Annotated in this window: 23 protein-coding genes; 15 read left to right on the top strand and 8 right to left on the bottom strand. The window is 71.7% G+C overall.

Translation table 11 applies throughout. The annotated features are described in order from the left end of the window. Position 1: 1 nt before the first annotated feature. Entirely contained in the window at positions 2-988 is a 987-nt protein-coding gene (locus AC5L34_RS10350; RefSeq protein ID WP_494824616.1) for a methyltransferase, read from the bottom strand. Positions 989-1,466: 478 nt separating this feature from the next. On the opposite strand from AC5L34_RS10350, the gene AC5L34_RS10345 reads away from it, so the two are divergent. Continuing rightward, on the top strand, positions 1,467-2,627 hold the full coding sequence (locus AC5L34_RS10345; RefSeq protein WP_393400404.1) for a glycine amidinotransferase: 1,161 nt from the start codon (positions 1,467-1,469) through the stop codon (positions 2,625-2,627). Positions 2,628-2,635: 8 nt separating this feature from the next. On the opposite strand, the gene dpgD is transcribed toward AC5L34_RS10345, so the two are convergent. Continuing rightward, on the bottom strand, positions 2,636-3,433 hold the full coding sequence (gene dpgD, locus AC5L34_RS10340; protein ID WP_494824613.1) for an enoyl-CoA-hydratase DpgD: 798 nt from the start codon (positions 3,431-3,433) through the stop codon (positions 2,636-2,638). Positions 3,434-3,478: 45 nt separating this feature from the next. On the opposite strand from dpgD, the gene dpgA reads away from it, so the two are divergent. From dpgA to asnB, 10 genes are read left to right on the top strand one after another with little or no spacing between them, the layout of a single operon-like run. Beyond that, positions 3,479-4,555: a 3,5-dihydroxyphenylacetyl-CoA synthase DpgA gene (gene dpgA / locus AC5L34_RS10335; RefSeq protein WP_101413988.1), complete on the top strand. Its 1,077-nt coding sequence runs from the start codon at positions 3,479-3,481 to the stop codon at positions 4,553-4,555. Positions 4,556-4,602: 47 nt separating this feature from the next. Continuing rightward, positions 4,603-5,274 (top strand): enoyl-CoA-hydratase DpgB, encoded by a 672-nt coding sequence (gene dpgB, locus AC5L34_RS10330; RefSeq protein ID WP_357716113.1) that lies wholly within the window; start codon positions 4,603-4,605, stop codon positions 5,272-5,274. Next, complete coding sequence (gene dpgC / locus AC5L34_RS10325; RefSeq protein ID WP_494824611.1) at positions 5,271-6,617, top strand: (3,5-dihydroxyphenyl)acetyl-CoA 1,2-dioxygenase DpgC; 1,347 nt, start codon at positions 5,271-5,273, stop codon at positions 6,615-6,617. Before dpgB ends, dpgC begins: the two co-directional genes overlap by 4 nt. Beyond that, the gene (locus AC5L34_RS10320; protein ID WP_494824609.1) at positions 6,614-7,903 is read left to right on the top strand and encodes an aminotransferase-like domain-containing protein; all 1,290 of its coding nucleotides are present in this window, start codon (positions 6,614-6,616) and stop codon (positions 7,901-7,903) included. Before dpgC ends, AC5L34_RS10320 begins: the two co-directional genes overlap by 4 nt. Further along, entirely contained in the window at positions 7,900-9,084 is a 1,185-nt protein-coding gene (locus AC5L34_RS10315) for a cytochrome P450 (protein WP_101413989.1), read from the top strand. The genes AC5L34_RS10320 and AC5L34_RS10315 overlap by 4 nt, the downstream gene beginning before the upstream one ends. Before the next feature lie 16 nt (positions 9,085-9,100). Beyond that, positions 9,101-9,292, top strand: coding sequence for a ferredoxin (locus AC5L34_RS10310; RefSeq protein ID WP_363893119.1), 192 nt, complete (start codon positions 9,101-9,103; stop codon positions 9,290-9,292). A gap of 15 nt (positions 9,293-9,307) precedes the next feature. Beyond that, complete coding sequence (locus AC5L34_RS10305) at positions 9,308-10,495, top strand: GNAT family N-acetyltransferase (RefSeq protein ID WP_441174547.1); 1,188 nt, start codon at positions 9,308-9,310, stop codon at positions 10,493-10,495. Next, the gene (locus AC5L34_RS10300) at positions 10,492-11,778 is read left to right on the top strand and encodes a hypothetical protein (protein ID WP_441174546.1); all 1,287 of its coding nucleotides are present in this window, start codon (positions 10,492-10,494) and stop codon (positions 11,776-11,778) included. The genes AC5L34_RS10305 and AC5L34_RS10300 overlap by 4 nt, the downstream gene beginning before the upstream one ends. A gap of 34 nt (positions 11,779-11,812) precedes the next feature. Then, positions 11,813-13,072: an MFS transporter gene (locus tag AC5L34_RS10295; protein ID WP_441174545.1), complete on the top strand. Its 1,260-nt coding sequence runs from the start codon at positions 11,813-11,815 to the stop codon at positions 13,070-13,072. 18 nt (positions 13,073-13,090) lie between these two features. Beyond that, positions 13,091-14,917, top strand: coding sequence for an asparagine synthase (glutamine-hydrolyzing) (gene asnB, locus AC5L34_RS10290; protein WP_441174544.1), 1,827 nt, complete (start codon positions 13,091-13,093; stop codon positions 14,915-14,917). A gap of 251 nt (positions 14,918-15,168) precedes the next feature. Here the strand turns inward: asnB and AC5L34_RS10285 are convergent, their stop codons facing one another. After that, a complete protein-coding gene (locus AC5L34_RS10285) occupies positions 15,169-15,768 on the bottom strand; it encodes a ClpP family protease (RefSeq protein ID WP_441174543.1) in 600 nt (199 codons plus the stop codon). Positions 15,769-15,906: 138 nt separating this feature from the next. After that, positions 15,907-16,404 (bottom strand): helix-turn-helix domain-containing protein, encoded by a 498-nt coding sequence (locus tag AC5L34_RS10280; protein WP_441174679.1) that lies wholly within the window; start codon positions 16,402-16,404, stop codon positions 15,907-15,909. A 243-nt stretch (positions 16,405-16,647) separates the two neighbouring features. Here AC5L34_RS10280 and AC5L34_RS10275 point away from each other — a divergent pair, with 243 nt between their 5' ends. Further along, positions 16,648-17,661: a potassium channel family protein gene (locus AC5L34_RS10275; RefSeq protein WP_441174542.1), complete on the top strand. Its 1,014-nt coding sequence runs from the start codon at positions 16,648-16,650 to the stop codon at positions 17,659-17,661. A 688-nt stretch (positions 17,662-18,349) separates the two neighbouring features. On the opposite strand, the gene AC5L34_RS10270 is transcribed toward AC5L34_RS10275, so the two are convergent. The 3 genes from AC5L34_RS10270 to AC5L34_RS10260 form a co-directional block, all read right to left on the bottom strand. Continuing rightward, positions 18,350-19,384: a 2-oxoacid:ferredoxin oxidoreductase subunit beta gene (locus AC5L34_RS10270; RefSeq protein ID WP_494824603.1), complete on the bottom strand. Its 1,035-nt coding sequence runs from the start codon at positions 19,382-19,384 to the stop codon at positions 18,350-18,352. Next, positions 19,377-21,224, bottom strand: coding sequence for a 2-oxoacid:acceptor oxidoreductase subunit alpha (locus AC5L34_RS10265; protein ID WP_441174541.1), 1,848 nt, complete (start codon positions 21,222-21,224; stop codon positions 19,377-19,379). Before AC5L34_RS10265 ends, AC5L34_RS10270 begins: the two co-directional genes overlap by 8 nt. A gap of 313 nt (positions 21,225-21,537) precedes the next feature. Beyond that, on the bottom strand, positions 21,538-22,950 hold the full coding sequence (locus AC5L34_RS10260) for a hypothetical protein (protein WP_494824599.1): 1,413 nt from the start codon (positions 22,948-22,950) through the stop codon (positions 21,538-21,540). A 131-nt stretch (positions 22,951-23,081) separates the two neighbouring features. Between AC5L34_RS10260 and ndhC the strand changes: the two genes are divergently transcribed. Further along, complete coding sequence (gene ndhC / locus AC5L34_RS10255; RefSeq protein ID WP_441174539.1) at positions 23,082-23,459, top strand: NADH-quinone oxidoreductase subunit A; 378 nt, start codon at positions 23,082-23,084, stop codon at positions 23,457-23,459. Positions 23,460-23,508: 49 nt separating this feature from the next. Here ndhC and folP read toward each other — a convergent pair whose 3' ends face one another. After that, positions 23,509-24,378, bottom strand: coding sequence for a dihydropteroate synthase (gene folP / locus AC5L34_RS10250; protein WP_441174538.1), 870 nt, complete (start codon positions 24,376-24,378; stop codon positions 23,509-23,511). A 424-nt stretch (positions 24,379-24,802) separates the two neighbouring features. On the opposite strand from folP, the gene AC5L34_RS10245 reads away from it, so the two are divergent. After that, a complete protein-coding gene (locus AC5L34_RS10245) occupies positions 24,803-25,447 on the top strand; it encodes a DivIVA domain-containing protein (protein WP_494824596.1) in 645 nt (214 codons plus the stop codon). Continuing rightward, positions 25,444-25,941, top strand: coding sequence for an SRPBCC family protein (locus AC5L34_RS10240; RefSeq protein WP_441174536.1), 498 nt, complete (start codon positions 25,444-25,446; stop codon positions 25,939-25,941). Before AC5L34_RS10245 ends, AC5L34_RS10240 begins: the two co-directional genes overlap by 4 nt. Positions 25,942-25,989: the final 48 nt, after the last annotated feature.

Raw genomic sequence — 25,989 nt, 5'->3', positions numbered from 1 at the left:
GCTATTTGGTGCCCATGCTGAGGCCGTGTTCGAAAGGAAGGCCGCGGACCGTCGTCACATCCTGGAAACCCACCTGACGCAACCAGCGCTCATAGTCCGCCGCCGGGTAGGCCATTCCCTGCCCGCTCGCGAGCACGTTGAAGTAGAGGCCGAGTCGCGCCGAGAAGATGCCGCTGGTCTCGTCGTCGGAGACGTTGTAACCGTAGAGGAATACCCGTCCGCCGGCCGGCAGCACGTCGTACGCCTTCTTCAGCATCGCCAGGATCTGCTCGCCGGAGAAGATCTCCAGCACGTGGCTGAAGAGGACGGCGTCCGGGCCGAGGGGGAAGTCGTCGGTGAACATGTTGCCGGGCAGCAGGTCGACCCGGTCGGCCAGCGAGGTCGTCTTGCCGTCGGCGAGTCTGGACACGCTGGGGATGTCGAAGATCGTCGACTTGAGCTGACCGTGGCGGGCGGCGAGGCGGATGGACGTCGTGCCGTCACCGCCGCCGACGTCGAGCAGGTGCCGCACCTCGGCGAACTCCGGCCGTTCGACCAGCGCGTCGACGGAGCGCAGCGTGAAGGCGCTCATCGCGCGGTGGAACACCGCCTCGAGTTCGGGATTGCGGGAAAGCCGCTGGTAGAGCGTGGGTTCGTCGCCGGGATAGGCGTCGAGCGCGGTGTTGGTGCCCGCTCGCAGCGCCTTCGTCATCTGCGCGAAGGCGGGGTAGTAGACCTCCTTCCAGCCGACGATGATGTGCGCCCAACTGTCCTCGTCGTCGGAGGCGAGGAGGTCCTGGGCGACCGCCGAGTTCGCGTACCGACCGTCGCGACGGGTCAGCAGCCCGGTCGAACAGACCGCCTGAAGGAGGACGCGGAGCTGGTGCTGCGGCAGGTCCGTGAACTCGCGGATCTGGTCGAACGTCGACTCCGGCCGGTCGGCGAGGAAGTGGAAGATCCTCAGCTCGACCGAGGTGGCCACCGCGTTGAACAACGCGGGAGCGTTCATCAAGAACTGGAAACGGTCGTAGACCGGATCGCCTTCGTGTACGGCGCGCATAAATCCCATCGCTCCTGTGTGGATTGGCGAGAATTCCGGGCAGGAATTGTTTCGGCGCCATCTCGCGATTAATCGCCAGCGCGGATGGCCGCCGCGTTTGAACTCGGAATTTGTGTCGCAGAGACCCCCGTCCGTCTCTTTTGATCACCCACGACTCGATCGAGCAGACTGAATGGGTGGACCGCGTTGGCGAGACTACCGGAAGGCTCAAAGGCGGGACGACCCAAATAGTGTGACGTGGATCACATGTACCGAGGTGATTCTCTGTGATTAGGTGATTACGAACGCCTCAGGCGCCCGGATCAGCGAATGAAAGCGCTTGTCGGTCAGAGTCTTGCGCACCCCTTGACACCTCCCGGCGGAGCCGAACCACTGGCACCGCGGGGTGTCCGGCGCAGACTAATCGGATGCAGCCCCGGGGGAGTGCATGCAGCTCAACAGCTTTGATGAGTGGTCGCCGCTCAAGGAAGTAATTGTCGGGTCGGCCGAGAACTACGTGTCGCACGAGCGCGAGCTGTCATTCGATCTTTTCTTCCACGACAACATCAGGGAGAACCGGTCGTTCCGCACCGAGTGGTACTACCCGCGGCTGGCGGCGCGGGGCGCCGGCGGGTCGACGCCGGAGCCCGGCCGGGTGCCGATCAAGCAGCGGTACGTCGCTGAACTGTGCGAGGACCTCGACGGGATCGCGAAGACCCTCGAGTCCCTGTCGGTCACCGTCCACCGGCCGCTCGACGTGGACGCGTCCACCGTGGAGGTGGCCACGCCGGCGTGGTCGGCCGCCGTCGTCCCGCCGCTCAACGTGCGGGACAACACCCTGATCCTCGGCGACGAGATCATCGAGACGCCACCGATGATCCGCTCGCGGTACTTCGAGACGCAGTTGCTCAAGCCGATCTTCGCCGAGTACTTCCGACGGGGTGCGCGATGGACGGTCATGCCGCGGCCGTTGATGACCGACGCGTCGTTCGACCTGTCCTACGTCCGGACCGGCACGGCGGGCGGGCCCACCGAGGCGATCGAGGATCCGCGTCCCTCACCGTACGACGTGGGGTTCGAGATGATGTTCGACGGCGCCCAGTGCCTGCGACTGGGCCGGGACGTCGTCGCCAACGTCTCGACGGCCAACCACGCACTGGCGTGCGACTGGCTCGAACGCCACCTGGAAGGGCGCTTCCGCATCCACCGGGTGCACCAGCTCAGCGACAGCCACATCGACAGCATGGTGCTGGCGTTGCGGCCGGGCACCCTGCTGGTGCGCTCCGCCCAGGTGGTGGAGAAGCTCCCCGAGCCGCTGCGCAGGTGGGACCACATCGTCGCGCCCGAGCCGGAGGGCGACAACTTCCCCCGCTACGACGACGACGACCTGATCCTCACCAGCCCGTTCATCGACCTCAACGTGCTCTCGGTCGACCCGGGGACGGTCCTGGTCAACGAGGCGTGTCCGGAGCTGGTGCGCACGCTGGAACGCAACGGCTTCACCGTCGTACCGGTCCGGCACCGGCATCGCCGGCTCTTCGGCGGGGGCTTCCACTGCTTCACCCTGGACACCGTCCGCGAGGGCGGCGCGGAAGATTATCTCGGCTGATGGGCGGGTCAGCGGCCCCGCCAGCGCGGTTCGCGCTTCTCGACGAACGCGAGCGGCCCCTCGACGGCATCCGAGCTGTGCATCCGCCGTTCCTCCCAGACGAACCGGGTCGAGAACGCGGTCTCCAGCGGCATGGTGACCGACTTCGTCGCCGCCTCCTTGATCGCCCGCACGGACAGCGGTGCGCACCGCAGGATGTCGGCCACCCAACCGTCGACGCACGCGTCGAGCTCGTCGGCGGGCACCACCTCGTTGACGAGGCCCAGCTCGAAGGCGCGTCGGGCGGTCATCGGCCGGCCGGTCAGCAGGTGCCCCATCGCGCTGCGCCACGGCACCTGCCTGGTCAAGCGGAACACGCCACCCGCGCCCGCCATGAGGCCGAGCCGCGCCTCGGGCAGCGCGAACGTCGCGTCGGCCGACGCGATCACGATGTCGCAGGCCAGCGCGAGCTCGAAGCCGCCGCCCATGGCGTACCCGCGCACCTTGGCGACGACCGGCTTGGTCAGGTCGAACCGCTCGGTCAGCCGGGGCCAGCCGGGCTTGCCGCGACTGCCGAAGGTCGCCGTGCCCGCGCTGCCCGCCCGCACCCGTTCGGCCAGCTCCTTCAGGTCCTGGCCGACGGAGAAGGCTCTGGTTCCCGCGCCGGTGAGCACGGCCACCCACATGTCGTCGTCGGCCTCGAAATCGTCCCAGACCCGGGCGAGTTCCTGGTGCATGCGCAGGTCCATCGCATTGAGCACCTCGGGCCGGTCGAGGGTCACGACGGCGACATGGCCGCTCTTCTCGTAACGCACTCCATTGGACACGACGGCGAGTCTAGCCGGCTCGACTTCATGGGGAGGAATAGGTCGATGAGGCTCGGGGTGAAGGAGCGGGTCGATTCCCCGCGCATTGTGGGGGTCGGCACCGCGGTGCCGACGACGTCGTACAGCCAGCGTGAACTGCTCGACGAATTCCATATCACCGACCCGCGGATCAGGTCGGTCTTCCTCAACAGCGCGATCGATCGCCGGGGCCTCACGCTGCCGCCACTCGGGCCCGACGGTTCGAGGTGTACGGAGAGCCAGGGCGAACTGCTGCGCAAACACGTCACCAACGGTCTGGCCATGGGCAGGGAGGCCGTCGAGGCCTGCCTCAAGGCCGCCGGCGCGACGCTGTCCGACGTGCGTTACCTGTGCTGCGTCTCGTCGACCGGGTTCATCACGCCCGGGTTCTCCGCGCTGTTGATCAAAGAACTGGGCATCAGCGTGCACTGCTCGCGCCTCGACGTGGTGGGCATGGGGTGCAACGCGGGGCTGAACGGCCTGACCGCGGTCGCGGGCTGGGCCGGGGCACGCCCCGGCGAACTGGCGCTCATGGTCTGCATCGAGGCGTGCTCCGCGGCGTACGTCTTCGACGGCACGATGCGCTCGTCGGTCGTCAACAGCCTGTTCGGCGACGGCGCCGCGGCGGTGGCGGTGTGCAGGCCGGACGGCGACGCTCCCACCGGCCCGGCGCTCCTGCGCTTCTCCAGCTGCATCATTCCCGACGCCGTCGACGCGATGCGTTACGACTGGGACGACGACCACGGCAAGTTCAGCTTCCATCTCGACCAGGACGTGCCGTACGTGGTCGGCGCGCACGCCGAGCTCGCGCTCGGAAAGCTGCTCGACGGGCTGGATCTGCGCCGCTCCGACATTTCGCACTGGATCATCCACTCCGGTGGCAAGAAGGTGATCGACTCCGTGCGCGCGAATCTCGGGCTGTCCCGACACGACGTGCGACACACGACAGGTGTCCTCCGGGAGCACGGAAATCTGTCGAGCGGGTCCTTTCTCTTCTCCTACGAGCGTTTGCTCGCCGAGCGGAACGCGGCGCCCGGCGAATTCGGCGTCCTCATGACGATGGGACCCGGATCAACTATCGAAATGGCCCTGGTGGCCTGGTGACGGAAGGGGAGGCCGCCACGATGAGCAGGCACCTCGAATTGACAGGCGTGTCCGACGGGCTCGGACTCGCGCTGACGGTCGACGTCACGCGACCGCTCGCGGAGCTGACCGCCTCCGTGAACGCGATGTGTGACGAGGTGGAGAGACGCGCCGGGCGGACGGTGGTCGTGCTGCGGCTCGACGGCACGGCGGCGGAGAGCCGGGTGTGGCCGGGCGAGGTCGGCATCCGCGACGTCAACCGGTGGGAACGGGCGGTCCGCAGGCTCGAGCGGCTGCCGGCCGCGAACGTCGCGGTGGCCAGCGGCCCCTGTGGCGGCCCCGCGCTCGACCTGCTGCTGGCCGTCGACTTCCGCATCGGCGCGCCGGACCTGGTGCTCGTGCTGCCGGTCAACGACGGGCACTTCTGGCCGGGCATGTCGGTCTACCGGCTGGTGCAGAACCTCGGGGTCGCCAGGGCCCGCCAGATCGTGATCTGGGGGATGGACATCTCCGTGGCGAAGGCCTCCGAACTCGGCCTGGTCGACCAGGTCAGCGAGGACCTCGACGACGCGGTGCACACGGCGACCGTACTGATGGGCCGCGTGTCCGACCAGGAACTCGCGGTGCGCCGGCAACTGCTGCTCGAAGCGTCCGCCGCCGAGTACGACGACGCGCTCGGCGTGCACCTGGCCGCGTGCGACCGCGAACTGCGTCGGCTGGCCGTGGGAGCCGCCACGTGACCGCCACCGGTGCGCCGGCGTGGGAGGCGACGGCCCCGAGCCTCGTCGGCGTGCTCGACGACGACGCGCGGGAACTGGCCGCGTACGTCGCCGTGGGCGAGGGGATGCTGGCCGCCCTGCCCACGAAGGCCGCGCGCGACGACTCGCAGCGGCAGGCCGCCGACCGGATCCACGCCGCCTGCCGGGCGGCGCGCCGCGCGTTCCTCGCCCGGCACGTGGACGCCGTCTACGACCTGCTCACCGACGGCCGCACCAGCCATCCGCGACTGCCCGCCCTCGTCTCGGCCGCCGCCGAGCGGTTTCCCGGGCTCGTGCCGTCGGCCGCCCAGATGGGCGCCGAACTGCGGCACACGCAGGCGGACAAGGAGGGCCGGGAGATCGACCAGGGCATCTTCTGCGCGGCGGTGCTGCGTTCGGCCACGGCCGGGCGGCACCTGATCGACGCGATGCTGATGCCCACCCCGCGGGCCCTCGGGCTGCTCGCCGACTTCCGGCGTACGGGCGTGGTGGAGCTGGACGCCGTGCTGGTCGAACGCCGGGGGCACGCCGCCGAGGTCACCTTCCGCAACGCCCACTGCCTCAACGCAGAGGACGCCGGCCTGATCGCCGACCTGGAGACGGCCGTCGACCTGGTGCTGCTGGACGAGCAGGTGCGCGTCGGTGTGCTGCGCGGCGGGGAGGTGCACCACCCCCGCTACCAGGGTCGGCGGGTGTTCAGCGCGGGCATCAACCTCAAGGACCTGCGCAACGGCGCGATCCCGTTGCTGGAGTTCCTGCTGGGCCGGGAACTCGGCTACATCAACAAGATGTGCCGCGGCCTGCTCGTCGACGCGGCGGCCGGCCCCTGGTCGGAGCGTACGGTCGCGAAGCCGTGGATCGGCGCCGTCGACTCGTTCGCCATCGGTGGTGGCATGCAGCTGCTGCTCGTACTCGATCGCGTGATCGCCGAACCCGACGCCTACTTCAGCCTGCCGGCGGCCGAGGAGGGCATCGTGCCGGGGCTCGGCAACCTCCGGCTCACCAGGCTCGCCGGGGCGCGGCTCGCCCGCCAGGTGATCCTGGGCGGGCGGAGCATCTCCGCGGCGAGCGCGGAGGGCCGGCTGATCTGCGACGAGGTCGTCGCGCCGCAGGACATGCCGGACGCGATCGAGCGCGCCGTACGGGAACTCGGCGCACCGGCCGTGGCCGCCAACCGGCGGATGCTGACGATCGCGGAGGAGCCGCTGGACGTGTTCCGGGAGTACCTGGCCGAGTTCGCGTACGCCCAGGCGCTCCGGGCCTACAGCGACGACGTCCTGGCCAAGGTCGAACGGCGTTGGCAGCGCTCGGGAGCGCGCCGGTGAGCGGCGGCTGGCTCGACCAGGAGTCCCTGCACCCGTCGCTGCGGGACCCGCTGCTCGGGTCGATCGGCTTCCTCAACGAGGTGATGGGCAGGTACCCGGACGCGATCTCCTTCGCGCCCGGCGCGCCGCACCCGGACTTCCTCACCGAGATCGACGTCCAGCGGTACACCGGCCGCTTCCTGGCACACCTGCGCGACGAGGGCCGCACGCCCGGCCAGGCGCAACGGCTGCTCTACGAGTACGGGCCCGGCCGGGGGCTGATCAACGGCATCGTCCGCGACGCCCTGGCCCGCGACCACGGCATCGACGTCGACCCGGACGCCATCGTGATCACCGTGGGCGCGCAGGAGGCGATGCTGCTGGTGCTGCGCGCGCTGTTCCGCTCCGGCAGCGACGTGCTCGCCGTGGCCGATCCCTGCTTCGTCGGGATGACCGGGGCGGCCCGGCTGCTGGACGTCGAGCGCCGCGCGATCGGCGAGACCCCGGCGGGAATCGACCTTGACGCACTCGCGACCGCCTGCCGGCAGGCCCGGCAGGCGGGCGGGCGGGTCCGCGCGTGCTACGTCGCGCCGGACTTCTCCAACCCCGGCGGCAGCCGGATGACCCTGGCCGCGCGGCGGGAACTGCTGGCGCTCGCCGAGCGCGAGGACTTCTTCGTGCTGGAGGACGACGCGTACGCCTTCACCGCGCCGCCCGGCGAGCAACTGCCACCGCTCAAGGCGCTCGACGAGGCCGGACGCGTCATCCACATCGGCACGTTCGCCAAGGTGTGCTTCCCCGGCGCCAGGGTCGGCTACGTGGTCGCCGACCAGCGCGTGGGTCACGGCGGGAGGCTGCTCGCCGACGAACTCGCCACGCTCAAGACCATGGTCACGGTGAACACGTCGCCGCTGTGCCAGGCGGTGATCGCGGGCATGTTGCTGGAGCACGGCCGTTCCCTGATGGAGCTGTCCAGGCGCAAGTCCGAGCTCTACCGGCGCAACCTCCAGCACCTGATCGGGGCCCTCGACGCGCACCTCGGCGACGCGCGCTCCGGCCGGCTGGAGTGGAACCGGCCCGACGGGGGGTTCTTCGTGCGCATGCGCCTGCCGGTCGAGGCGGACGTCGACCTGCTGGAGCGGTCGGCGGGCAAGTACGGCGTGCTCTGGACCCCGATGGCCCAGTTCTATCTCGGCGGTGGCGGCGAGCGGCAGCTGCGGCTGTCGTGCAGCTACCTCGACGTCGACCAGATCGACACCGGGGTGCGGCGGCTGGCCGAGTTCCTGAAGGAAGAGGTGAGGATATGAAGCCGGTTCCGTTGCCGACAGCGCGGGTCGCCCCTTTCGACCCGCCAGCCGAGCTGGCGGAGTACCGGGAGGAGGCGCCCATCCGGCGGATGGTCTATCCGGACGGGCACGTCGGCTGGTTGGTGACCAGCCACGGCCTGGCCAGGAGGCTGCTGTCCGATCAGCGGTTCAGCGCGCGGTCGGAGTTCAAGCGGGCGCCGGTGGCGCGGCCGAGCGCGGACCCGTTCTTCGGCGCGCCCGCGTTGCCCGGCTGGCTGGTGGACATGGACGCGCCGGAGCACACCCGGCTGCGGCTGCAACTGGCCGGGAAGTTCACCGCCAGGCGGATGAAGGACATGCGGCCGCTGCTGGAGCGGATCGTCGACGACCAGCTCACCGCCATGGAGAAGCACGGGCCGCCGGCCGACCTGGTGTCGCTGTTCGCGCTGCCGGTGCCGTCGCTGGCGATCTGCGAGCTGCTGGGGGTGCCGTACCGCGACCGGGCGGAGTTCCAGCGCAACAGCGCGACGCTGTTCAGCCTGGAGGCCAGCGCGGAGGACGCCTCGCGGGCGATGGACGAGCTGTACGGGTTGCTGCGGCAACTGGTCGTGGACCGCGACACCGACACCGGCGGGCTGCTGAGCATGCTGGCGGCGGAGGGCACGCTCGCCACCGAGGAGATCGTCGGGATCGGGGTGCTGCTGCTGACCGCGGGGCACGAGTCCACGGCGGGCTCGCTGGGCCTGAGCACCTTCACCCTGCTGTCGCACCCGGAGCACCTGGCCCGGCTTCAGGCGGAGCCCGCGCTGATCGACAACGCGGTGGAGGAGCTGCTCAGATACCTGACGATCTTCCACTTCGGGGTGCCCCGCACGCCGCTGGAGGACGTGGAGTTCGAGGGGCACCTGCTGCGCGCCGGCGAGTCGATCACGATCTCGCTGCCCGCCGTGAACCGGGACCCGAGCTGGTTCCCCGAGCCGGACCGGCTGGAGTTCGGCCGCCGGACGGCCGGGCACATGGCGTTCGGCTACGGCATCCACCAGTGCCTCGGCCAGAACCTGGTGCGCATGGAGATGCGCGTCGCGCTGCCGGCGATCTTCCGGCGCTTCCCCCGGCTGGCGCTGGCCGTCGCACCGCACGAGGTGCCGCTGAAGACGAACGTCAGCGTCTACGGCGTGCACGAGCTGCCGGTCACCTGGTGAACGAAGGAGAGAACACGTGCGAATCCAGGTCGACAGCGACTTCTGCGTCGGCTCCGGGCAGTGCGCGCTCGCGCTGCCGGAACTCTTCGACCAGGACGACGCCGACGGCACGGTCGTGCTGCTGAACGACCGGCCGCCCGCCGAGTTGCACGACGCGGTGCGCGAGGCGGCGAGCCGTTGCCCTGTCCAGGCGATCACGGCGCAGTGACGAGGAACCGATCCAGTGTCTGAAACGATCGCGCCGGCCCGCGTCCCCCTTCTTCGACGGCTGCGCCTGCACGCCGGCTACCACTGGCGCAACAGCGGGCATCCGCTGCTGACCAGGGCCCGGGTCGCCTGGGACACCAGGGACTGGGCCCGGTTCCCCGCCGTGCGCTCGGATCTCGGCGGCCTGTCGATCTCGTACTCCGGGCTGCCGGAGGGCCTGGCCTACACGCTCGACTTCACCGAACAGCGCCGCGGCGCGGACGGGGAGCGGACGGCGGTGCGCCGGACCACCGCCCTGCGGGGTCGCGACCTCAGGTCGGCCGACCGGCTGCCGGACGCCGACATCACGATCCTCGGCACGAGTGCGGCGCAGGCCCGGCGCATGCCCGCCGACGCGTCGCTGGTCCTGCCGATGCGCGTGCACTTCGTGGTGGACTTCGACGACGACGCGGAGGCGGTGCTCGGCCGGATCTCGAAGAACCAGCGACGCAACTTCCGCAAGAACTCGCGTAGGCACCGGTGGAGTGGCGAGATCGTGCGGGATGCCGAGTGGTTCGACCACTTCTACGACCACTACTACAGCGCCACCATGCGCAACCGGCACGGCGCCCGGCAGCGCACGGAATCCAGGGAGTCGGCGTACGAATGCCTGTTCCGCACCGGCCGGCTGTTCGTGCTGACCGAGGACGGCGAGCGCATCGCCGGGCGGATGTGCCACTGGAACCCGGCCACCGGCGTGCTGACGTCGCGGCTGGTGGGAGTGCGCGACGGCGCCGACGTGCACTACTCGAACGGCGCGATCAAGGCGATGAACGTCCTGCTCATCGAGTGGGCGGCGGCCAACGGGGTGCGTCAGCTCGACTTCCAGGGGACGGAGCCCTTCCTCAGCAAGGGCACGTACCAGTCGAAGCGCCTCATCGGTACGCGCGTGATCCTGCCGCCCAACCACTTCGGCGGCAAGCGGTTGTGGCTGCGGGTCCGCCGGGACACCCCGGCGGTGCGCGACTTCCTGGTGGCGAACCCGTTCGTGGCGGAGACGGCGCAGGGCTTCCTCGAGGCCGTCTACTTCCACGACGCCCAACGGCCCCCACGGCTCGACTACCCCGCGAACTCTCCCGGCGTACGGCGCGCCCGCCACGTCGACCTCGACGAGTTTCTCGCACCCGTACCCGAAGGATCGTCGACGAGGAGCCTCATCGCATGACATTCAGCGGACTGCCGTCGGCGCGGGTGGCCGAGATCCTCGCCGATCACATGCGGGACATTCCCATGGGTGGCTTTCCGATCGCGGCCGAGCCCGTCGTCATGCCGCTCGACGCGTACCGGGAGCTGCTGGCGGCCACCCGGCGCCTGGTCGAGCTGTCGCACCAGACGGTGCTGCGCCTGGCGCCGGACCTGGCGGGCCGGATGGCCGCGCTGCGGGTCGACCCGGCCGAATACCAGCGGGCGAACCCGGACGAGGCGTTCGAGCTGCGGCACACCGGTGACGTGGTCCGCGCCGACGTCGTCATCGGCGAGGACGGCCCCCGGTTCGTCGAGATCAACGTGGGCGCCGGCATCGGCGGCATGGTGCAGTTCGAGCAGCAGCGTCGCGCCTGGCACCGCGTCCGCTCGGCGGCGGGGCTGCCGCCGCTCGCGGGCGAGGACATCTTCGCGCTCTTCGCCGAGCTGCTCAGGAGAACCTGCGCCGAGCTGAGCCTCCCGGCCGGCGCCCTGTTGATCGGGACGCTGGAGGACCCCGGCAAACGTGGCCGGGTCAACGACATGCAGGTCCAGCTGCTGGGCGAACACGGCCTGCCCGCCCGCTTCGCGCGGCTGCCGCACCTGCTCGACGAGATCCGGCCGACCGACCTGCTCGGCGTCGTCCAGTTCTGCGAGGACGAGGCGGGGCAGCTCGGCTGGGACATGACGCCGCTGCTGACCGCCATCAAGGGCGGGATGCACGCGGTGCCGTCGCAGACCTCCCGGCTCGTCGACTCGAAGAAGGTCCTGGCCTGGCTGTCCGAGGGCCTGCCGTGGATGTCCGAGCAGGACCGGGAGCTGGTACGGCGCTTCGTGCCGTGGAGCAGGGTGCTGGGGGAGCGCCGGGTGCACTGGCGGGGGCGCGCGTACGAGCTGCCCCGGCTGCTCGTCGAGCGGCAGGAGCACTTCGTGCTCAAGGGTGCGGCCGGACTGTCGTCGCTGGAGGTGTTCTTCGGCGCGAACACCGGGCCGGAGCGTTGGGCCGAGCTGGTGCGTACCGGCACGGAATCCGAGTACTACGTGGCGCAGGAGCTCGTCACGCCGGTCCGGCGTCCGGTGCGGGTGATGCTGGACGAGTCCGGTCGCACCGACGAGGTGCTCGCCAACCCGGTGATCAGCCCGTTCTGCGTCGGGGGCGTGCCCACCGGCTGTCTCATGCGGTTCGACACGGCCACCGGGCCGGGCGCGGTCACCGTGAAGAGCGGCGCGATGCTCGGCTGTCTGCTGGGAGCGGCCGACCGATGACCGTGGCGCGGTGTCGACCGGGAGGTGCCCGGTCATGAGTGTCGGCGTACGGGGACGCGAGGACGCGAAGCAGGGCTGGCGCGACTTCCGGTGGCTGTGGGGCGGCCAGAGCGTCAGCCTGGTCGGCGACCAGATCCTGATGCTCGCGCTGCCGTTGGCGGCGACGCAGGCGCTGGGTGCCAGCGCGTTCGACGTCGGCCTGCTGGCGGCGGCGGTGAAGCTGCCGTACCTGTTGATCGGGCTGCCCGCCGGCGTCTGGGTGGCGCGGGTGGGTCTGCGCCGGTCGATGATCGGTGCGGACGGGATCCGCGCGCTGGCCGTGCTGTCGGTGCCGCTCGCCGGCTTCGCCGGGGTGCTGAGCTTCGCGCACCTGGTGGTGGCCGCGCTGGTGACCGGCGTGTGCAGCGTCTTCTTCCAGATCGCCTACCAGTCGTACGCGCCGTTGCTGATCGCCGACAGCGACCGGCTGCACGCGGCCAACACGCGGCTGACCCTCTCCGAGTCGATGGCGTTGCTGCTGGGGCCGGGTCTGGCGGGCCTCGTGGTGGGCCTGACCGGAGCGGTGCGGGCGATGCTCGCCGACTCCGTGACGTTCCTCGTCAGCATGGTCACGTTGCTGCTGATCCGCCACCGTGCGGCGCCGGTGCCCGTCGTGGACCGCAAACCGGTCTGGCAGGAGGTCGGCGCCGGGATCCGGTTCGTGCTCCAGCAGCCGCTGCTGCGCCTGATCATGGCGTCCGGCCTGGTCTACAACCTCGGCATCGCGATGTACATGGCCATGGTGGCGATCTTCGCGGTCAACCACCTGCACCTGTCCCCGGCCGTCTTCGGCCTCGCGGTCGGCCTCGGCGGAGCCGGCTTCCCGGTGGGCACGCTGCTGGCCCGGTGGCTGACCCGGCGCTTCGGCATCGGGCCGACCCTCGGGATCGTGAGCGTGCCGATCGTGGCGGGACTGGTCACCACGGTCTGCGCGTTCGGCGAGTACGCCGCCGTGATGATCAGCGTCGGCACGTTCGTCTACGGGGCGGGCTCGGGGGCCTTCAAGACCAACGCGTTGACCATCCGCCACCTCGTGACCCCCGACCACATGTCGACCCGCGCCACCGCGGTGCACCGGTTCGTCACCTGGGGCGTCATGCCGGTGGGGGCGGTCGTCGCCGGCATCGTCGGCGACCGGTTCGGGCTGCGGGTCGCGATGGTGACGTCGGTGGCCGTCGTCGCGACGTGTCTCGTTCCATCGCTGAGCAAACCGATGCGCCGAGCGAAGAGTCTGACTCGGACCGCGGCCGCGTGACTTCTGGGGAGAGGGAAAATGTGCGGAATCGTCGGCTGGCTCGACTTCACCCGTGACCTCGGGGAGGACGTCGAGCTGATCCGGGAGATGACCGGGACGATGCGGCAGCGCGGCCCCGACGACCACGGCGTGTGGGTCGACCGGCACGTCGCGCTGGGGCACCGCCGGTTGGCCATCATCGACCTCGTCGGTGGCCGCCAGCCGATGGTCGCGCCCGACGCCGCGACCGTCCTCACCTACAGCGGTGAGGTCTACAACTTCAGGGAGCTACGCGCCGAACTGCAACGACGCGGGCACGTCTTCGTCGAGCGCTCCGACACCGAGGTCGTGCTGCACGCATACCGGGAGTGGGGGCCGGCCTGCGCCGAACGCCTCGTCGGCATGTTCGCCTTCGCGGTGTGGGACGCACCGAGGCAGCAACTCGTGCTGATCCGCGACCGGCTCGGCATCAAGCCCCTCTTCTACGCGCCGCTGCCGCACGGCGTGCTCTTCGCGTCCGAGCCGAAGGCCATCTTCGCCAACCCGGTGTTCCGCCCGTCGGTGGACGAGGCGATGCTGCCGGTCCTGTTGAACCGGCGGCTCGCGCTGCCGGGCCAGACCCCGTTGCGGGGACTGCATGAGGTCGAGCCGGGACACGTGGTGACGGTGGACCGCGCGGGCGTACGGCAGGAGTGCTACTGGCGGCTCACCACCGATCCGCACACCGACGACCTGCCCACGACGGTGGGGAACGTGCGGGACCTGCTCCACGAGGTGGTGCACCAGCAGTTGGTCGCCGACGTGCCGATCGCCACGCTGCTCTCCGGCGGGCTGGACTCCACGGCCACCACCGCGATCGCCGCGCGCGCCTTCGCTGCGCGCGGTGAGGGCAGGCTGGCCACCTTCTCGGTGGACTTCCCCGAGGACGAGGCGTCGTTCCGCCCGACCGTCCTGCGGCCCGAACGCGACGCGCCCTACGTGGGCATCGCGAGCGAGCGGATCGGTACGGACCACACGGTGGTCGCGCTGTCGTCCGCGGCGGTCGCGGACGCGCGCCCGTTGGCCATGCGCGCCATGGACCGGCCGATCAGCGGCCAGTTCGACGCCTCGATGTACCTGCTCTTCGCGGGGGTGCGGGAGCGCACCGACGCCCGCGTCCTGCTCTCCGGCGAGGCGGCCGACGAGGTCTTCGGCGGGTACCCGTGGTTCCACGATCCCGCCACCCTCAGCGCGGACACGTTCCCGTGGCTGGGCGACGCACCACGGCTGTGGGAGTGCCTGGCACCCGACGTGCTCAGGCGGATCCGGCCCGACGAGCTGGAGCGCGACCACTACAGGCGGCTCTGCGCCGCCGTACCGCGGTTGCCGGGCGAGGACCCGGCGGAGGCGCGTGTACGGGAGGCGCTCTACCTCAGCCTCCAGGGGCCGCTGTCCGTGCTGCTGGAGCGCAAGGACCGGCTGAGCATGGCCTCGGGCCTGGAGGTCCGGGTCCCGTTCTGCGACCACCGGCTGTTGCAGTACGTGTGGAACACGCCCTGGTCGATGAAGAAGGCCGACGGCAGGGAGAAGAGCCTGTTGCGGATGGCCGTCGCCGACCTGGTGCCGGAGGAGGTGCTGCGGCGCCGGAAGAGCGCCTACCCGGCGATGCACGACCCCGGGTACGACGCCGCGGTGCTGGGCGCGGTCAACAAGCTCGTCGTCGACGAGACCTCGCCGCTGCACGGCCTGTTCGACCCCGACCGCGTCCGCGCGCTGATCGAGTCGGGGAACCGGACGATGACGCACGTCAACGCGGCCCACCTGGTGCTGCCGCTGCTGGAGATCGACACCTGGATGCGCGCGTACGGCATCGGGGTGAGCCGGTGACGACGTGACCGGCCGACGCCACCGGGTGGGGGCGGTTGCGGGCCGTCGCCTGATGTAACGAGATTCGTCGGCAAGACGCTGTGCCCCGCGATCCGCGCGGAATCCCAGCGGCCGCAATAGGCTTCCCGTATCGACGGCCGGCACAGCGGCGGCCCTCGCGTACCGGGGGGTCGGACGCGGATCGAGGGGGCGCGTCCGGCGCCGGTGTGACCTGACGCTGCCGGGGCCTCTCCCGTCGCGGCCCGGGCCCGTCAGTTCGCCGGGAGCTGCTCGGCCTTCGTGACCACCCGGTCGATCAGGCCGTACTCGCGGGCCTCCTCGGCGGTGAACCACCGGTCGCGGTCCCAGTCCCGCTGGATCTCCTCCAGGCTGCGCCCGCTGTGCCGGGCGATCAGCTCCTGCATGGTGCGCTTCACGTGCAGCATGTTCTCCGCCTGGATGGTGATGTCGGCGGCGGTGCCGCCCATCCCGCCGGAGGGCTGGTGCATCATGATCCGCGAGTGGGGCAGTGCGTAACGCTTGCCGGCCGTGCCCGCGCAGAGCAGGAACTGCCCCATCGAGCCGGCGAAGCCCAGCGCGACCGTGGCCACGTCGTTGCGGACGAACCGCATCGTGTCGTAGACGGCCATCCCCGCGCTCACCGAGCCGCCCGGCGAGTTGACGTAGAGCACGATGTCCCGCTCCGGGTCCTCGGCGGCGAGCAGCAGCATCTGCGCGCAGATCTGGTTCGCCGAGGCGTCGGTCACCTCGGTGCCGAGGAAGATGATCCGCTCCTTCAGCAGCCGATCGAACACCTGGTCACCGAAGGACGGCTGTCCACCGTCCAGCATCCGCACGTCGAGACCGATCATCGCGTCCGTCCTTCCGACAGCGCCGGCGGGCGACCGGAGGACGCCCGGGGGACCGGCCCCTCCAGCCTGCGCGGAGCCGCCCGCGCGGAGCCAACGATTCTGCCGGCGGCAGATCAGCCTGCGGCAGAACCGGCCGGCCTAGGCGAGGGTCGATGCCCACGCGCCCGCCCGCGTCCGCGCGCAGCCGAGCGCGACACGGGTACGCGGACCACGGCGACCGCCGACGGTGGAGGCGGGCCGCCCGACCCGGAGGGTCGGACCGCCCGTGCGTGGGGCCAGGTGCAGCAGCGGGCCGCCGGTACGGGGGCCGACCCACGCGACGGGGGTGGCGGCGTCGGGCCGGCCGCCCTCCGCCCGCTCCAGCCGGGACAGGCCCGCCCGGGGCGCGGCCGGAATGCGCGGCTCGACGCGGCGCAGGTCGTCGCGCGCCTCCTCCAGCAGGTCGGACAGGTGGATGCCGAGCGCCCGGCAGATCGCCGCCAGCACCTCCGAGGAGGCCTCCTTGCGGCCGCGTTCGACCTCCGACAGGTAGGGCACGGAGACCCCGGCCGCCTCGGCCACCTCGCGCAGCGTGCGGCCCTGCCTCAGCCGCAGCCGACGCAGCACCCCGCCGATCACTCGTCGCAGCAACGACATGCGGGCCTCGCTCTCGGGCTCGTCGTCCAGGGACGATTTCATCATGCCCCCTGTCGGGTGCGCGGGTCGTCCCGTCCTGCCGCGCGTCGTGCCCGCAGCCGGGTGTCGCGGGCCCGGACCTGCCCTTCGTCGGGTCGACCCGAGGGGCGTCACCCCCCGGTGGGCGACCTCGCCGTGCGAGATCCGCGCGGGCGGCTATGTTGTGGTCGTGCAGGCGATGACAGGGCCGGGGCGGGCCCCCACGTGATCCACTTTCCCGCGCAGCGACGTGGCCCCCTGAGCGCGCTGAGTCTCCGGCTTGCCGCCGCCATCGGTCTGGTCTTCGCCACCGTCGCCGTGGTCTACCTCGACCGCGACGGCTACCGCGACGTCAACGAGGACGGGATGACCCTCCTCGACTGCTTCTACTACACGGTGGTCACCCTCTCGACCACGGGCTACGGGGACATCGCCCCGGTCAGCCAGAGCGCCCGGCTGATCAACGTCGTCTACATCACGCCGGCCCGGGTGATCTTCCTGATCATCCTGGTCGGCACCACCCTCGAAGTGCTGACCGAGCAGTACCGCACCGGGCGTCGCCTGTCGCGGTGGAGGAGAGCCGTGAAGGACCACGTCATCATCTGCGGCTACGGCACGAAGGGCCGCAGCGCGGTCTCCGCCCTGCTGGAGAACGGGCTCGACAAGTCCCGGATCGTCGTGGTGGAGCGCAGCGGTCCCGCGCTGCGGCAGGCCACCTCGGCCGGCCTGGTGGCGATCGAGGGCTCGGCGACCCGCTCGTCGGTGCTCAACGAGGCGCACGTACGCAACGCCAAGGCGGTGATCATCGCGACGGACAGCGACGACGCCTCGGTCCTGGTGGCCCTGACCGTACGGCAGCTCACCGCCGGGCAGGTACGGATCATCGCCGCCGCCCGCGAGGCGGAGAACGCCCCGCTGCTCAAGCAGAGCGGCGCCCACCACGTGATCGTCTCCTCGGCCACCGCCGGCCGGCTGCTGGGCCTGTCCACCTCGGCGCCGCCGCTGATCGACGTGGTGGAGGACCTGCTCACCCCCGGCCAGGGCATGGCGCTGGCGATGCGCTCCGCCGAGCGCTCCGAGGTCGGCCGCTCCCCCCGCGAGCTGGACTCGCTGGTCATCGCGCTGGTCCGGCGGGGCAAGGTGGTCACCCTGGCGGACAAGGCCGGCGCGGTCATCGAGACCGGCGACATGCTGGTGCACGTACGCGACGACCGCCCCCAGGCGGCGGCAGCCCCCTGACCGGCGGCCCGCCCTGACCCGGACGGTCCGGGCGGGGCCGTCCTGGCTGCCGCCCGACCGGGTTGGTGTCGTTGCGATGCCTCCCCGGCGCAGGTGTCGGCTGCGGGTACCTCGCGCGTCGGGCCCGGCGCCCGCCCGGTGCGGCACAACGGGGCGCGGAGCAACATGCGCAGCATGCTCGTCGGGCTGGCGCGCCGTTACGCTCAGTGTTCGGTCTGTGGTCGACGCCCATCGCCCTCCGGACGCTTTGCTCTGCATCCTCATGCGCACCAGTAACCCTGAGTGCCTGTTGCGTATGAGGATGCAGAGCAAAGGGCGCGCGGGGTTTGGTCGTGCCTGAGAGCGACCTTCGCTGAAGGTGCTGGTCACGGGCTTTCTACCTCGAAGATGACGGGTGCCCGCCCTCGCCGCGCCGAGGGGAATCGTCACTCACCGTAGCAAGTGGCGGAAAGGTGGGTCCCGTTGCTTACCGTGACCAGGCCGGGGCGTCGGAGGAGCGCGCCGGGGGTCGTCGGCGGTTTGCAGATCGACCGGCTCACGTCCCGAGGAGACCGGCCCCGGTGGAAGAGGCCCACACGTGAGCGAGGAGGGCCCGCAACCCGGGTTCGGGTTGCGGGCCCTCCTGTCGTTCCGGCAAACCGGCGGTGCGCCTGCCCGGCTCGCGCTCAGGGGCGGTCGGCCGCGTCGGTCAGAGGATGGTCCAGGTGTCCCCGCTGGCGAGGAGGCCGGCGAGCTGCTGCTCGGGCGTCTCGGTGACCTTCGCCTTCGCCTCGGCGAGCTGCTCCTGCACCACGCTGTCGTACGACGGACGGTCCACCGAGCGGAACACGCCGATCGGGGTGTTCCGCAGGTCCAGGCCGGGCAGTCGGGACAGCGCGAAGGCGTACGCCGGGTCGGTGACCGTCGCGTCGTGCACGACGATCTCGCCCGGGCTGACCGACGCGGTCTCCCGGACCTCCAGGCCGAACCCGCCGGGCGGGTGTACGACGCAGAACTGCCCGTCCTTGCCGAACGTGATGGGCTGCCCGTGCTCCAGCCGGATCAGGAAGTCGTCGCGGGTGGCCGGCTCCTTGAGCTGGTCGAACGCGCCGTCGTTGAAGATGTTGCAGTTCTGGTAGATCTCCACGAACGCCGAGCCCTGGTGCTCCGCGGCGGCCCGCAGCACCGACTGGAGGTGCTTGCGGTCGGAGTCGATGGTGCGCCCCACGAAGGTGGCCTCGGCCCCGAGGGCGAGCGACAGCGGGTTGAACGGCGCGTCGGCCGAGCCGGCCGGCGTCGACTTCGTGACCTTGCCGACCTCGGAGGTCGGCGAGTACTGCCCCTTGGTCAGGCCGTAGATCCGGTTGTTGAACAGCAGGATCTTCAGGTTGACGTTGCGGCGCAGCGCGTGGATCAGGTGGTTGCCGCCGATGGAGAGCGCGTCACCGTCACCGGTGACCACCCAGACCGACAGGTCGGGCCGGCTGGCCGACAGGCCGGTGGCGATCGCCGGGGCGCGGCCGTGGATCGAGTGCATCCCGTAGGTGTTCATGTAGTACGGGAAGCGCGACGAACAGCCGATGCCGGAGACGAAGACGATCCGCTCGCGCGGGATGTTCAGCTCCGGCATGAACTGCTGGATCGCGGCGAGGATCGCGTAGTCGCCGCAGCCGGGGCACCAGCGCACCTCCTGGTCGGACTTGAAGTCCTTGGCGGTGAGCTTGAGGGTGACGGGCTCAGACATTCTTCAGGACCTCTTCCAGCATCGTCTCCAGCTCGGCGGCCGTGAACGGCAGGCCGCGGACCTGGTTGTAGCCGATCGCGTCGACCAGGTACTTCGCCCGGATCACGTGGGCGAGCTGGCCGAGGTTCATCTCGGGGATGACCACGCGGTCGTAGGAGCGCAGCACCTCGCCGAGGTTGGCCGGCATCGGGGCGAGGTGCCGCAGGTGCGCCTGCGCGATGGCGTGGCCGCGCTGGCGCAGGCCCCGGCACGCCGCGCCGATCGGCCCGTACGTGGAGCCCCAGCCGAGCACCAGCACCCGGGCGTCGCCGTCCGGGTCCTCGACCTCGATGTCCGGCACCGGGATCGTCTCGATCCGGGCCGCCCGGGTACGCACCATGAAGTCGTGGTTCGCCGGGTCGTACGAGATGTCGCCGGTCTTGTCGGCCTTCTCCAGCCCACCGATGCGGTGCTCGAGCCCGGCGGTGCCCGGCACGGCCCACGGCCGGGCCAGGGTCTGCGGATCGCGCAGGTAGGGCAGGAACGTGGTGCCGTCGTCGCCGTTGGGCTTCGTGGCGAACTCGACCCGCAGGTCGGGCAGCGACTCGACGTCGGGCAGCAGCCACGGCTCGGAGCCGTTGGCGACGTAGTTGTCGGACAGCAGGATGACCGGCGTGCGGTAGGTCAGCGCGATCCGGGCCGCCTCGAGGGCCGCGTGGAAGCAGTCCGCCGGCGACTTCGGCGCGATCACCGCGACCGGGGCCTCGCCGTGGCGGCCGTAGAGCGCCATGTTGAGGTCGGCCTGCTCGGTCTTGGTGGGCATGCCGGTCGAGGGGCCGGCCCGCTGCACGTCGACGATGACCAGCGGCAGTTCCAGCGCCACCGCGAGGGAGATCGTCTCGCTCTTGAGCGCCACGCCCGGGCCGCTGGTGGTGGTGACGCCCAGGGAACCGCCGTACGACGCGCCCAGCGCCGCGCCGACGGCGGCGATCTCGTCCTCGGCCTGCATGGTGAGCACGCCGAAGCGCTTGTGCTTGCTCAGCTCGTGCAGGATGTCCGACGCCGGGGTGATCGGGTAGGCGCCCAGGAAGACCGGCAGCCCCGAGCGGACGCCGGCGGCCACCAGGCCGAGCGACAGGGCCGCGTTGCCGGTGATGTTGCGGTAGGTGCCCGGCCGCATCTTCGCCGGCTTGACCTCGTAGCGGACCGCGAAGTCCTCGGTGGTCTCGCCGAAGTTCCAGCCGGCCCGGAACGCCGCGACGTTCGCCGCGACCAGTTCGGGGCGGGCGGCGAACTTGCGCTCCAGGAAGCGCAGCGTCGACTCGTAGGGCCGGTTGTACATCCAGGAGAGCAGGCCGAGGGCGAACATGTTCTTGGCCCGCTCGGCGTCCTTCTTCGACACCGCCTGGTCGGCGAGCGCGCCGACCGTCATCGAGGTCAGCGCCACCGGGTGCACCACGTAACCCGCGAGGGAGTCGTCCTCGAGCGGGCTCGACTGGTAGCCGACCTTGGCCAGGTTGCGCTTGGTGAACTCGTCGGTGTTGACGATGATGTCCGCGCCCCGCGGCAGGTCGGCCAGGTTCGCCTTGAGCGCCGCCGGGTTCATCGCCACCAGCACGTTGGGCGAGTCGCCGGGGGTCAGGATGTCGTAGTCGGCGAAGTGCACCTGGAAGCTCGACACGCCCGGCAGGGTGCCGGCGGGGGCCCGGATCTCGGCCGGGAAGTTCGGCAACGTGGAGATGTCGTTGCCCAGCTGCGCGGTCTCCGAGGTGAACCGGTCGCCGGTGAGCTGCATGCCGTCGCCGGAGTCACCGGCGAAGCGGATGACCACCCGGTCCAGTTGACGGATCTGCTTGGTCACGCCTGCACCTCGCTTCGCTGGGCGCGGTCGCGCGGGCGGCTGAACATGATGGTGACCTCGCCTTGCCCGGCCACGTGACCTCCTTGACGCACCGCTGCACCGAACCCGCGGAGGCGGGCCCGGTCCGCTGTAGTTACCTCACCTGAGAGCCTACGTCGAATCGCCGCCCCAACCTTCTCGGAGGCCGCCCTGTGGGATGCGATCCAGCGAGATTCCACCCCGATTTGAGGTGTTTCCATCCGCCCGCCGTAATCCAGATCACCGGTGGCGCAGCGGTGGGGACGCCGAGCCGGCGTCGTCGGGGCCGTCCGGGTCACTCCGTCGGCGCCGTGGACGGTCCGGCGGCCGGGGCGGCCATCCGCCGCCGCAGCGACGTGGTCGCCAACGCGAGGGCGAACACCACCAGCAGCGTGGAGATCACGATCAGCAGGATCGCCGTACGCCGCACCGAGCCGTCTCCGCCGTCGCCGACGGCCGGGACGTCGGCGGCCAGCACGCCCTGCGACCCGGTCGGCGCGGGCGGCGAGGCCACCGGGGTCGCCAGCGCGGCGGCGGCGGTGATCCGGAAGCTCATCTGCACCTTCTTCGCCCGACCGCTGCGCGGGTCGAGCTGCCCGAGCACCGCGCCGGCCAGCGGGGCCTGCCGCTGGGCCTCGGGGGTCGCCGAGACCGGCAGCCGCAGTTGCGCGGTCCGGCCGGCGGCGAGGGTGCCCAGCTCGCAGCGCGTACGGGTGGGGTCGACCGGGGTGCAGCCGGCCGGGGGAGTTGGCACGGTCACCCCGGCCGGCAGGACCACCTCGACGCGGCCCTCGGCGTCCACCCGGCCGGTGTTGCCCAGGCGTACGTCGAGCCCGCTCGACCCGCCGCTGATGTCGAAGGAGACCGCCTCGGCGTCCAGCCTGATCCCCGGCACCGGCGGGCCGGGCGGGAAGAGCACCGCGAAGCCCTCGTCGTCGCCCACGGTGCCGGGCACGCCGGGCGCGGTCGCGGTGACCCGTACGGAGCCGCTGAGCGGCATCCGCTGCCACGCGTCGCCGTCGACCCGTACGCGGAGCAGGGTGCTGAACCGGGCGCCGGGCGCGCTCGCCCACTCGCCGCAGCGGTGCTCCCCGCCGCCGACCGGGGCGCAGCCCCCCGTGCCGGCGTCGGTCAGCCCCGCCGGGAGCGTGTAGGCGAGCCGGATCCGGGCCGGGGTGGCGCCCGTGTTCGTGATGGTCACCCGCAGCGTGGTCACCGTGCTCGGCGCGTTCCAGTAGCCGGCGGTGAGGGTGATGTCGTCGGTCGTGACGCTGACCCCCGCCGCCGCCGGCGCCGGCTGGGTGGGGGCGGGCGCGGAGGGCCGCACCGGCGGCACGGACGGCGCCGGGGGCGGCGCCCCGGTGGTGGTGGGCGCCGCGGTGGTCGGCAGGGGTGGTTCCGGGGCCGCCGTGGTCGGGGCGGGCTCGGTCGTGGCGGGCGGGGACGGGCTCTCGGGCGGCGGCGCCGTGGTGGAGGGCGCCTCGGTGGGCACCGGTCCGGGTTCGGTCGGATCCGCCGTGGGCGGGTCCCCGCCCGGCTCCTCGGCCGGCTCGGTCGTGGGCGAGGCGACCCGCGCGACGGCGGGCGCGGCGGTCGCCCAGCCTGGCGTCGCCGTGACGGTCAGCCCGACCGCGAGGCCGATCACCAGCAGGGGTACGGCGCGTCGGTCACGCGCCCGCCGGCCGGGCCGTACGTCCACGCGCGCCATCTGTCCTCCGGTGACGATGAGTGAGATCCCAATATTCGACAATTGTTGCCAAGCGGCACTAGTCCCCGCGGGAAACAAATCCGTAACGGGTTCGACCCGGGCGGCGTCGAGGACCGGTAGGCTCGGCGACCGTGACCGGTTACCTGGGCTCGTACGCGACGCTCGGGCTGCTCCTGCTCGCCAGCGTCCTCTTCTTCGTTACGGCGTTCTCGGCCAACCGGGTGTTACGTCCTGCCCGACCGGCGGATCCCTTCGGCAAGCGCGCCACCTACGAGTGCGGCCTCGACCCCGTCGGCGCCGACTGGGCGCAGATGCAGATCCGTTACTACGTGTACGCGTACCTCTACGTGCTGTTCGCCGTCGAGTCGGTGTTCCTCTTCCCCTGGGCGGTCGTCTTCAACCGGCCGGGCTTCGGCATGGTCACCGTCGTGGAGATGGCGGTCTTCGTCGCGGTGCTGGCGCTCGGCATCCTCTACGCCTGGCGCAAGAACATCCTGCGCTGGTCCTGACCGCCCCCGGGTGGTCGACGGTCGGTCTGCCGCCCCCGTGCGGCGACGGTCAGGCGAGGCCCCGCCGGGTCAGCGTCGGCGGGCGGTCGCCCCGGATCGAGGCGACCATGTCGAGCACCCGGCGGGTGGGGCCCACCTGGTGCGCGCGGAACACCCGGGCGCCCAGCCAGGCCGAGACCGCGGTGGCCGCCAGCGTCCCCTCCAGCCGCTCGGCCACGGGCAGGTCCAGCGTCTCGCCGATGAAGTCCTTGTTCGACAGGGCCACCAGCAGCGGCCAGCCGGTGCCGGAGAGCTCGCCGAGCCGGCGGGTGATCTCCAGGGAGTGGCGGGTGTTCTTGCCGAAGTCGTGCGCCGGGTCGATCAGGATCCCGTCGGCGCGTACGCCCAGCGTGACCGCGCGTTCGGCGAGCCCGGTCACGGTCGTGAGCACGTCGGCGACCACGTCGGGGAAGGCCGCGCGGTGCGGGCGGGTGCGGGGCGCCAGCCCGCCGGCGTGCGAGCAGACCAGCCCGGCGCCGGTGCGCGCCGCCACCTCGGCCAGGGCCGGGTCCGCGCCGGACCAGGTGTCGTTGAGCAGGTCGGCGCCCGCCGCCACCGCCTCCACCGCCACCTCGGCCCGCCAGGTGTCGATCGAGATCACCACGTCGGGGAAGGCGGCCCGGACGGCGGCGATGGTCTCCACCGTGCGGCGGATCTCCTCGGTCACGTCGACCTCGGCGCCCGGACCGGCCTTGACCCCGCCGATGTCGATGATCTCAGCGCCCTCCCCGACCGCCCGCTCCACGGCGCGCAGCGCGCTGTCCTGGGCGAAGGTCGCGCCCCGGTCGAAGAACGAGTCCGGCGTGCGGTTGACGATCGCCATCACCACCAGCTCGTCGGGGCCGAACGTGCGCCCACCGAGCCGAAGCGCCCCGGCCATGCCGCCTCCTGAAGGTCCACCGCCGCCGACCCGTGCCCGCCGCCGGCCGGTCACGACGCTAGCCGGTCGGCCCGGGCCGGGCCCCGCCGGTCCGGCGGCCCCGACGACCGCGACGGCACCTCCAGCCACGGCTGGCGCGGGGCCACGGTCGGTTTCACATACCGTGCCTGGCTGCGCCGGACCTCGACGGCCGGCGGTGTAGTCCCCTCGTCTGACACCACACAGGTATCTTCATGCCGCGCAGGTATCAGCGTTCCGGCGGCAGCGGTCCCCCTCGACTCCCCTGAGCAGGACGATCGGCTTCGTGCCCCGGGGCGGCGCGTCGCGCCCGCAGCGGGCGCCGGGGGCGGCTGCTGTGACGCGGATCCGGGACGCTGGGGGTGGTGGGGTCGCTCCGGGCGGTTCGACGTGCCACGATCTGTGCATGGGTCAGGTTCTGCTCCTGCTGGTCGTGGCGTTGACCGTCGCGGCGGTCGTGTTCGGGGTGACGGTGCTGGTCTCCGGCCGGGATCCCGGCCTGGCGCCCGCCGAGCCGGACGGGCGGGCCGTGCCGTTGCCGGCGGCCCGACCGCTGCGCGAGTCCGACGTGGGCGAGGTCCGGTTCGACACCGCGCTGCGCGGCTACCGTATGGCCCAGGTCGACCACGCGATGCGCCGGGCGGCCTACGACATCGGCTACAAGTCCGAGCTGATCGGCGTGCTGGAGGCGGAGGTCGCCGCGCTGCGCGAGGGCCGGACGGCGGACGCCGACGACCTGCGCAAGGCGCGGGAGCAGGCAGCCGCCGAGCCGTCGTCGGCGGCCCGTGGGACGGTGCCGGTCGGGGCCGACCGGCCGGACGCGGCGGGGGGCACCGACGTGGTCGTCGAGCCGATCCCCGCGTTCGCGGGCCCGACCGCCGACGCGGGCGACGAGGCCGTGGACCGGACCGACGTGGGCGACGACGCCGTCGGCCGGACCGGGGAAGCCGACCGTGCCCCGGCCCGGACCGGGGCGGGCGACGACGGCCCGACGCGGACGGCGGGCGACGCGACCGGTCCCGGCCCGGTGGTCGGGTCGGAGTCGAAGTGACCGGGCCGGAACCCGGCGAGGACCTGCGCGACGTCACGCAGCCCGGCGCGGGCGAGGTCACCGCCACGGTGATCGTCGACGCGCCGGCGGACCGGGTCTTCGCGGCGCTGACGGCCTGGGAACGGCAGTCGGACTGGATCCCGTTCACCACCGTCCGGGTGGTCGAGGGCGACGGCGGCGAGGGCAGCCTGATCGAGGCGGTCACGGCGTTCGGCCCCGCCGTGCTGCGCGACGAGATGCGCGTGGTGCGGGTGGACGCGCCCTACGAGGTGGGCGTCGTGCACTGCGGGAAGCTGCTGCGCGGGCCCGGTGTGCTCCGCTGCACGCCGCTGGAGCGCGACCGCACCCAGGTCGTCTGGCACGAGTGGTTCCACCTGCCGGGCGGCCCGGCGGGCCGGGTTGCCTGGCCGGTGCTCTGGCCCGGGTCGAAGTTCAGCCTGACCCAGGCGTTGAAGAAGTTCGGCCGGCTGGTGGAGCAGGGCCGGCTGCCCTGACGGTGGGCGGGCCGGTTCGCGTGCCCTCGTCGAGCGGCTTCCCCTGAT

This window comes from Micromonospora sp. ZG13, from assembly GCF_059359355.1.
Note: the sequence above shows the minus strand (reverse complement) of the source record. Positions and strands in the feature narration are given on the sequence as shown.

Bases quoted from the DNA above. Each gene is read 5' to 3' on its own strand.
- AC5L34_RS10350 (WP_494824616.1), bottom strand. From the start codon at position 988: ATGAACGCTCCCGCGTTGTTCAACGCGGTGGCCACCTCGGTCGAGCTG.
- AC5L34_RS10345 (WP_393400404.1), top strand. From the start codon at position 1,467: ATGCAGCTCAACAGCTTTGATGAGTGGTCGCCGCTCAAGGAAGTAATT.
- dpgA (WP_101413988.1), top strand. From the start codon at position 3,479: ATGAGGCTCGGGGTGAAGGAGCGGGTCGATTCCCCGCGCATTGTGGGG.
- AC5L34_RS10315 (WP_101413989.1), top strand. From the start codon at position 7,900: ATGAAGCCGGTTCCGTTGCCGACAGCGCGGGTCGCCCCTTTCGACCCG.
- AC5L34_RS10300 (WP_441174546.1), top strand. From the start codon at position 10,492: ATGACATTCAGCGGACTGCCGTCGGCGCGGGTGGCCGAGATCCTCGCC.
- AC5L34_RS10295 (WP_441174545.1), top strand. From the start codon at position 11,813: ATGAGTGTCGGCGTACGGGGACGCGAGGACGCGAAGCAGGGCTGGCGC.
- asnB (WP_441174544.1), top strand. From the start codon at position 13,091: ATGTGCGGAATCGTCGGCTGGCTCGACTTCACCCGTGACCTCGGGGAG.
- AC5L34_RS10285 (WP_441174543.1), bottom strand. From the start codon at position 15,768: ATGATCGGTCTCGACGTGCGGATGCTGGACGGTGGACAGCCGTCCTTC.
- AC5L34_RS10280 (WP_441174679.1), bottom strand. From the start codon at position 16,404: ATGTCGTTGCTGCGACGAGTGATCGGCGGGGTGCTGCGTCGGCTGCGG.
- AC5L34_RS10270 (WP_494824603.1), bottom strand. From the start codon at position 19,384: ATGTCTGAGCCCGTCACCCTCAAGCTCACCGCCAAGGACTTCAAGTCC.
- AC5L34_RS10260 (WP_494824599.1), bottom strand. From the start codon at position 22,950: ATGGCGCGCGTGGACGTACGGCCCGGCCGGCGGGCGCGTGACCGACGC.
- folP (WP_441174538.1), bottom strand. From the start codon at position 24,378: ATGGCCGGGGCGCTTCGGCTCGGTGGGCGCACGTTCGGCCCCGACGAG.
- AC5L34_RS10245 (WP_494824596.1), top strand. From the start codon at position 24,803: ATGGGTCAGGTTCTGCTCCTGCTGGTCGTGGCGTTGACCGTCGCGGCG.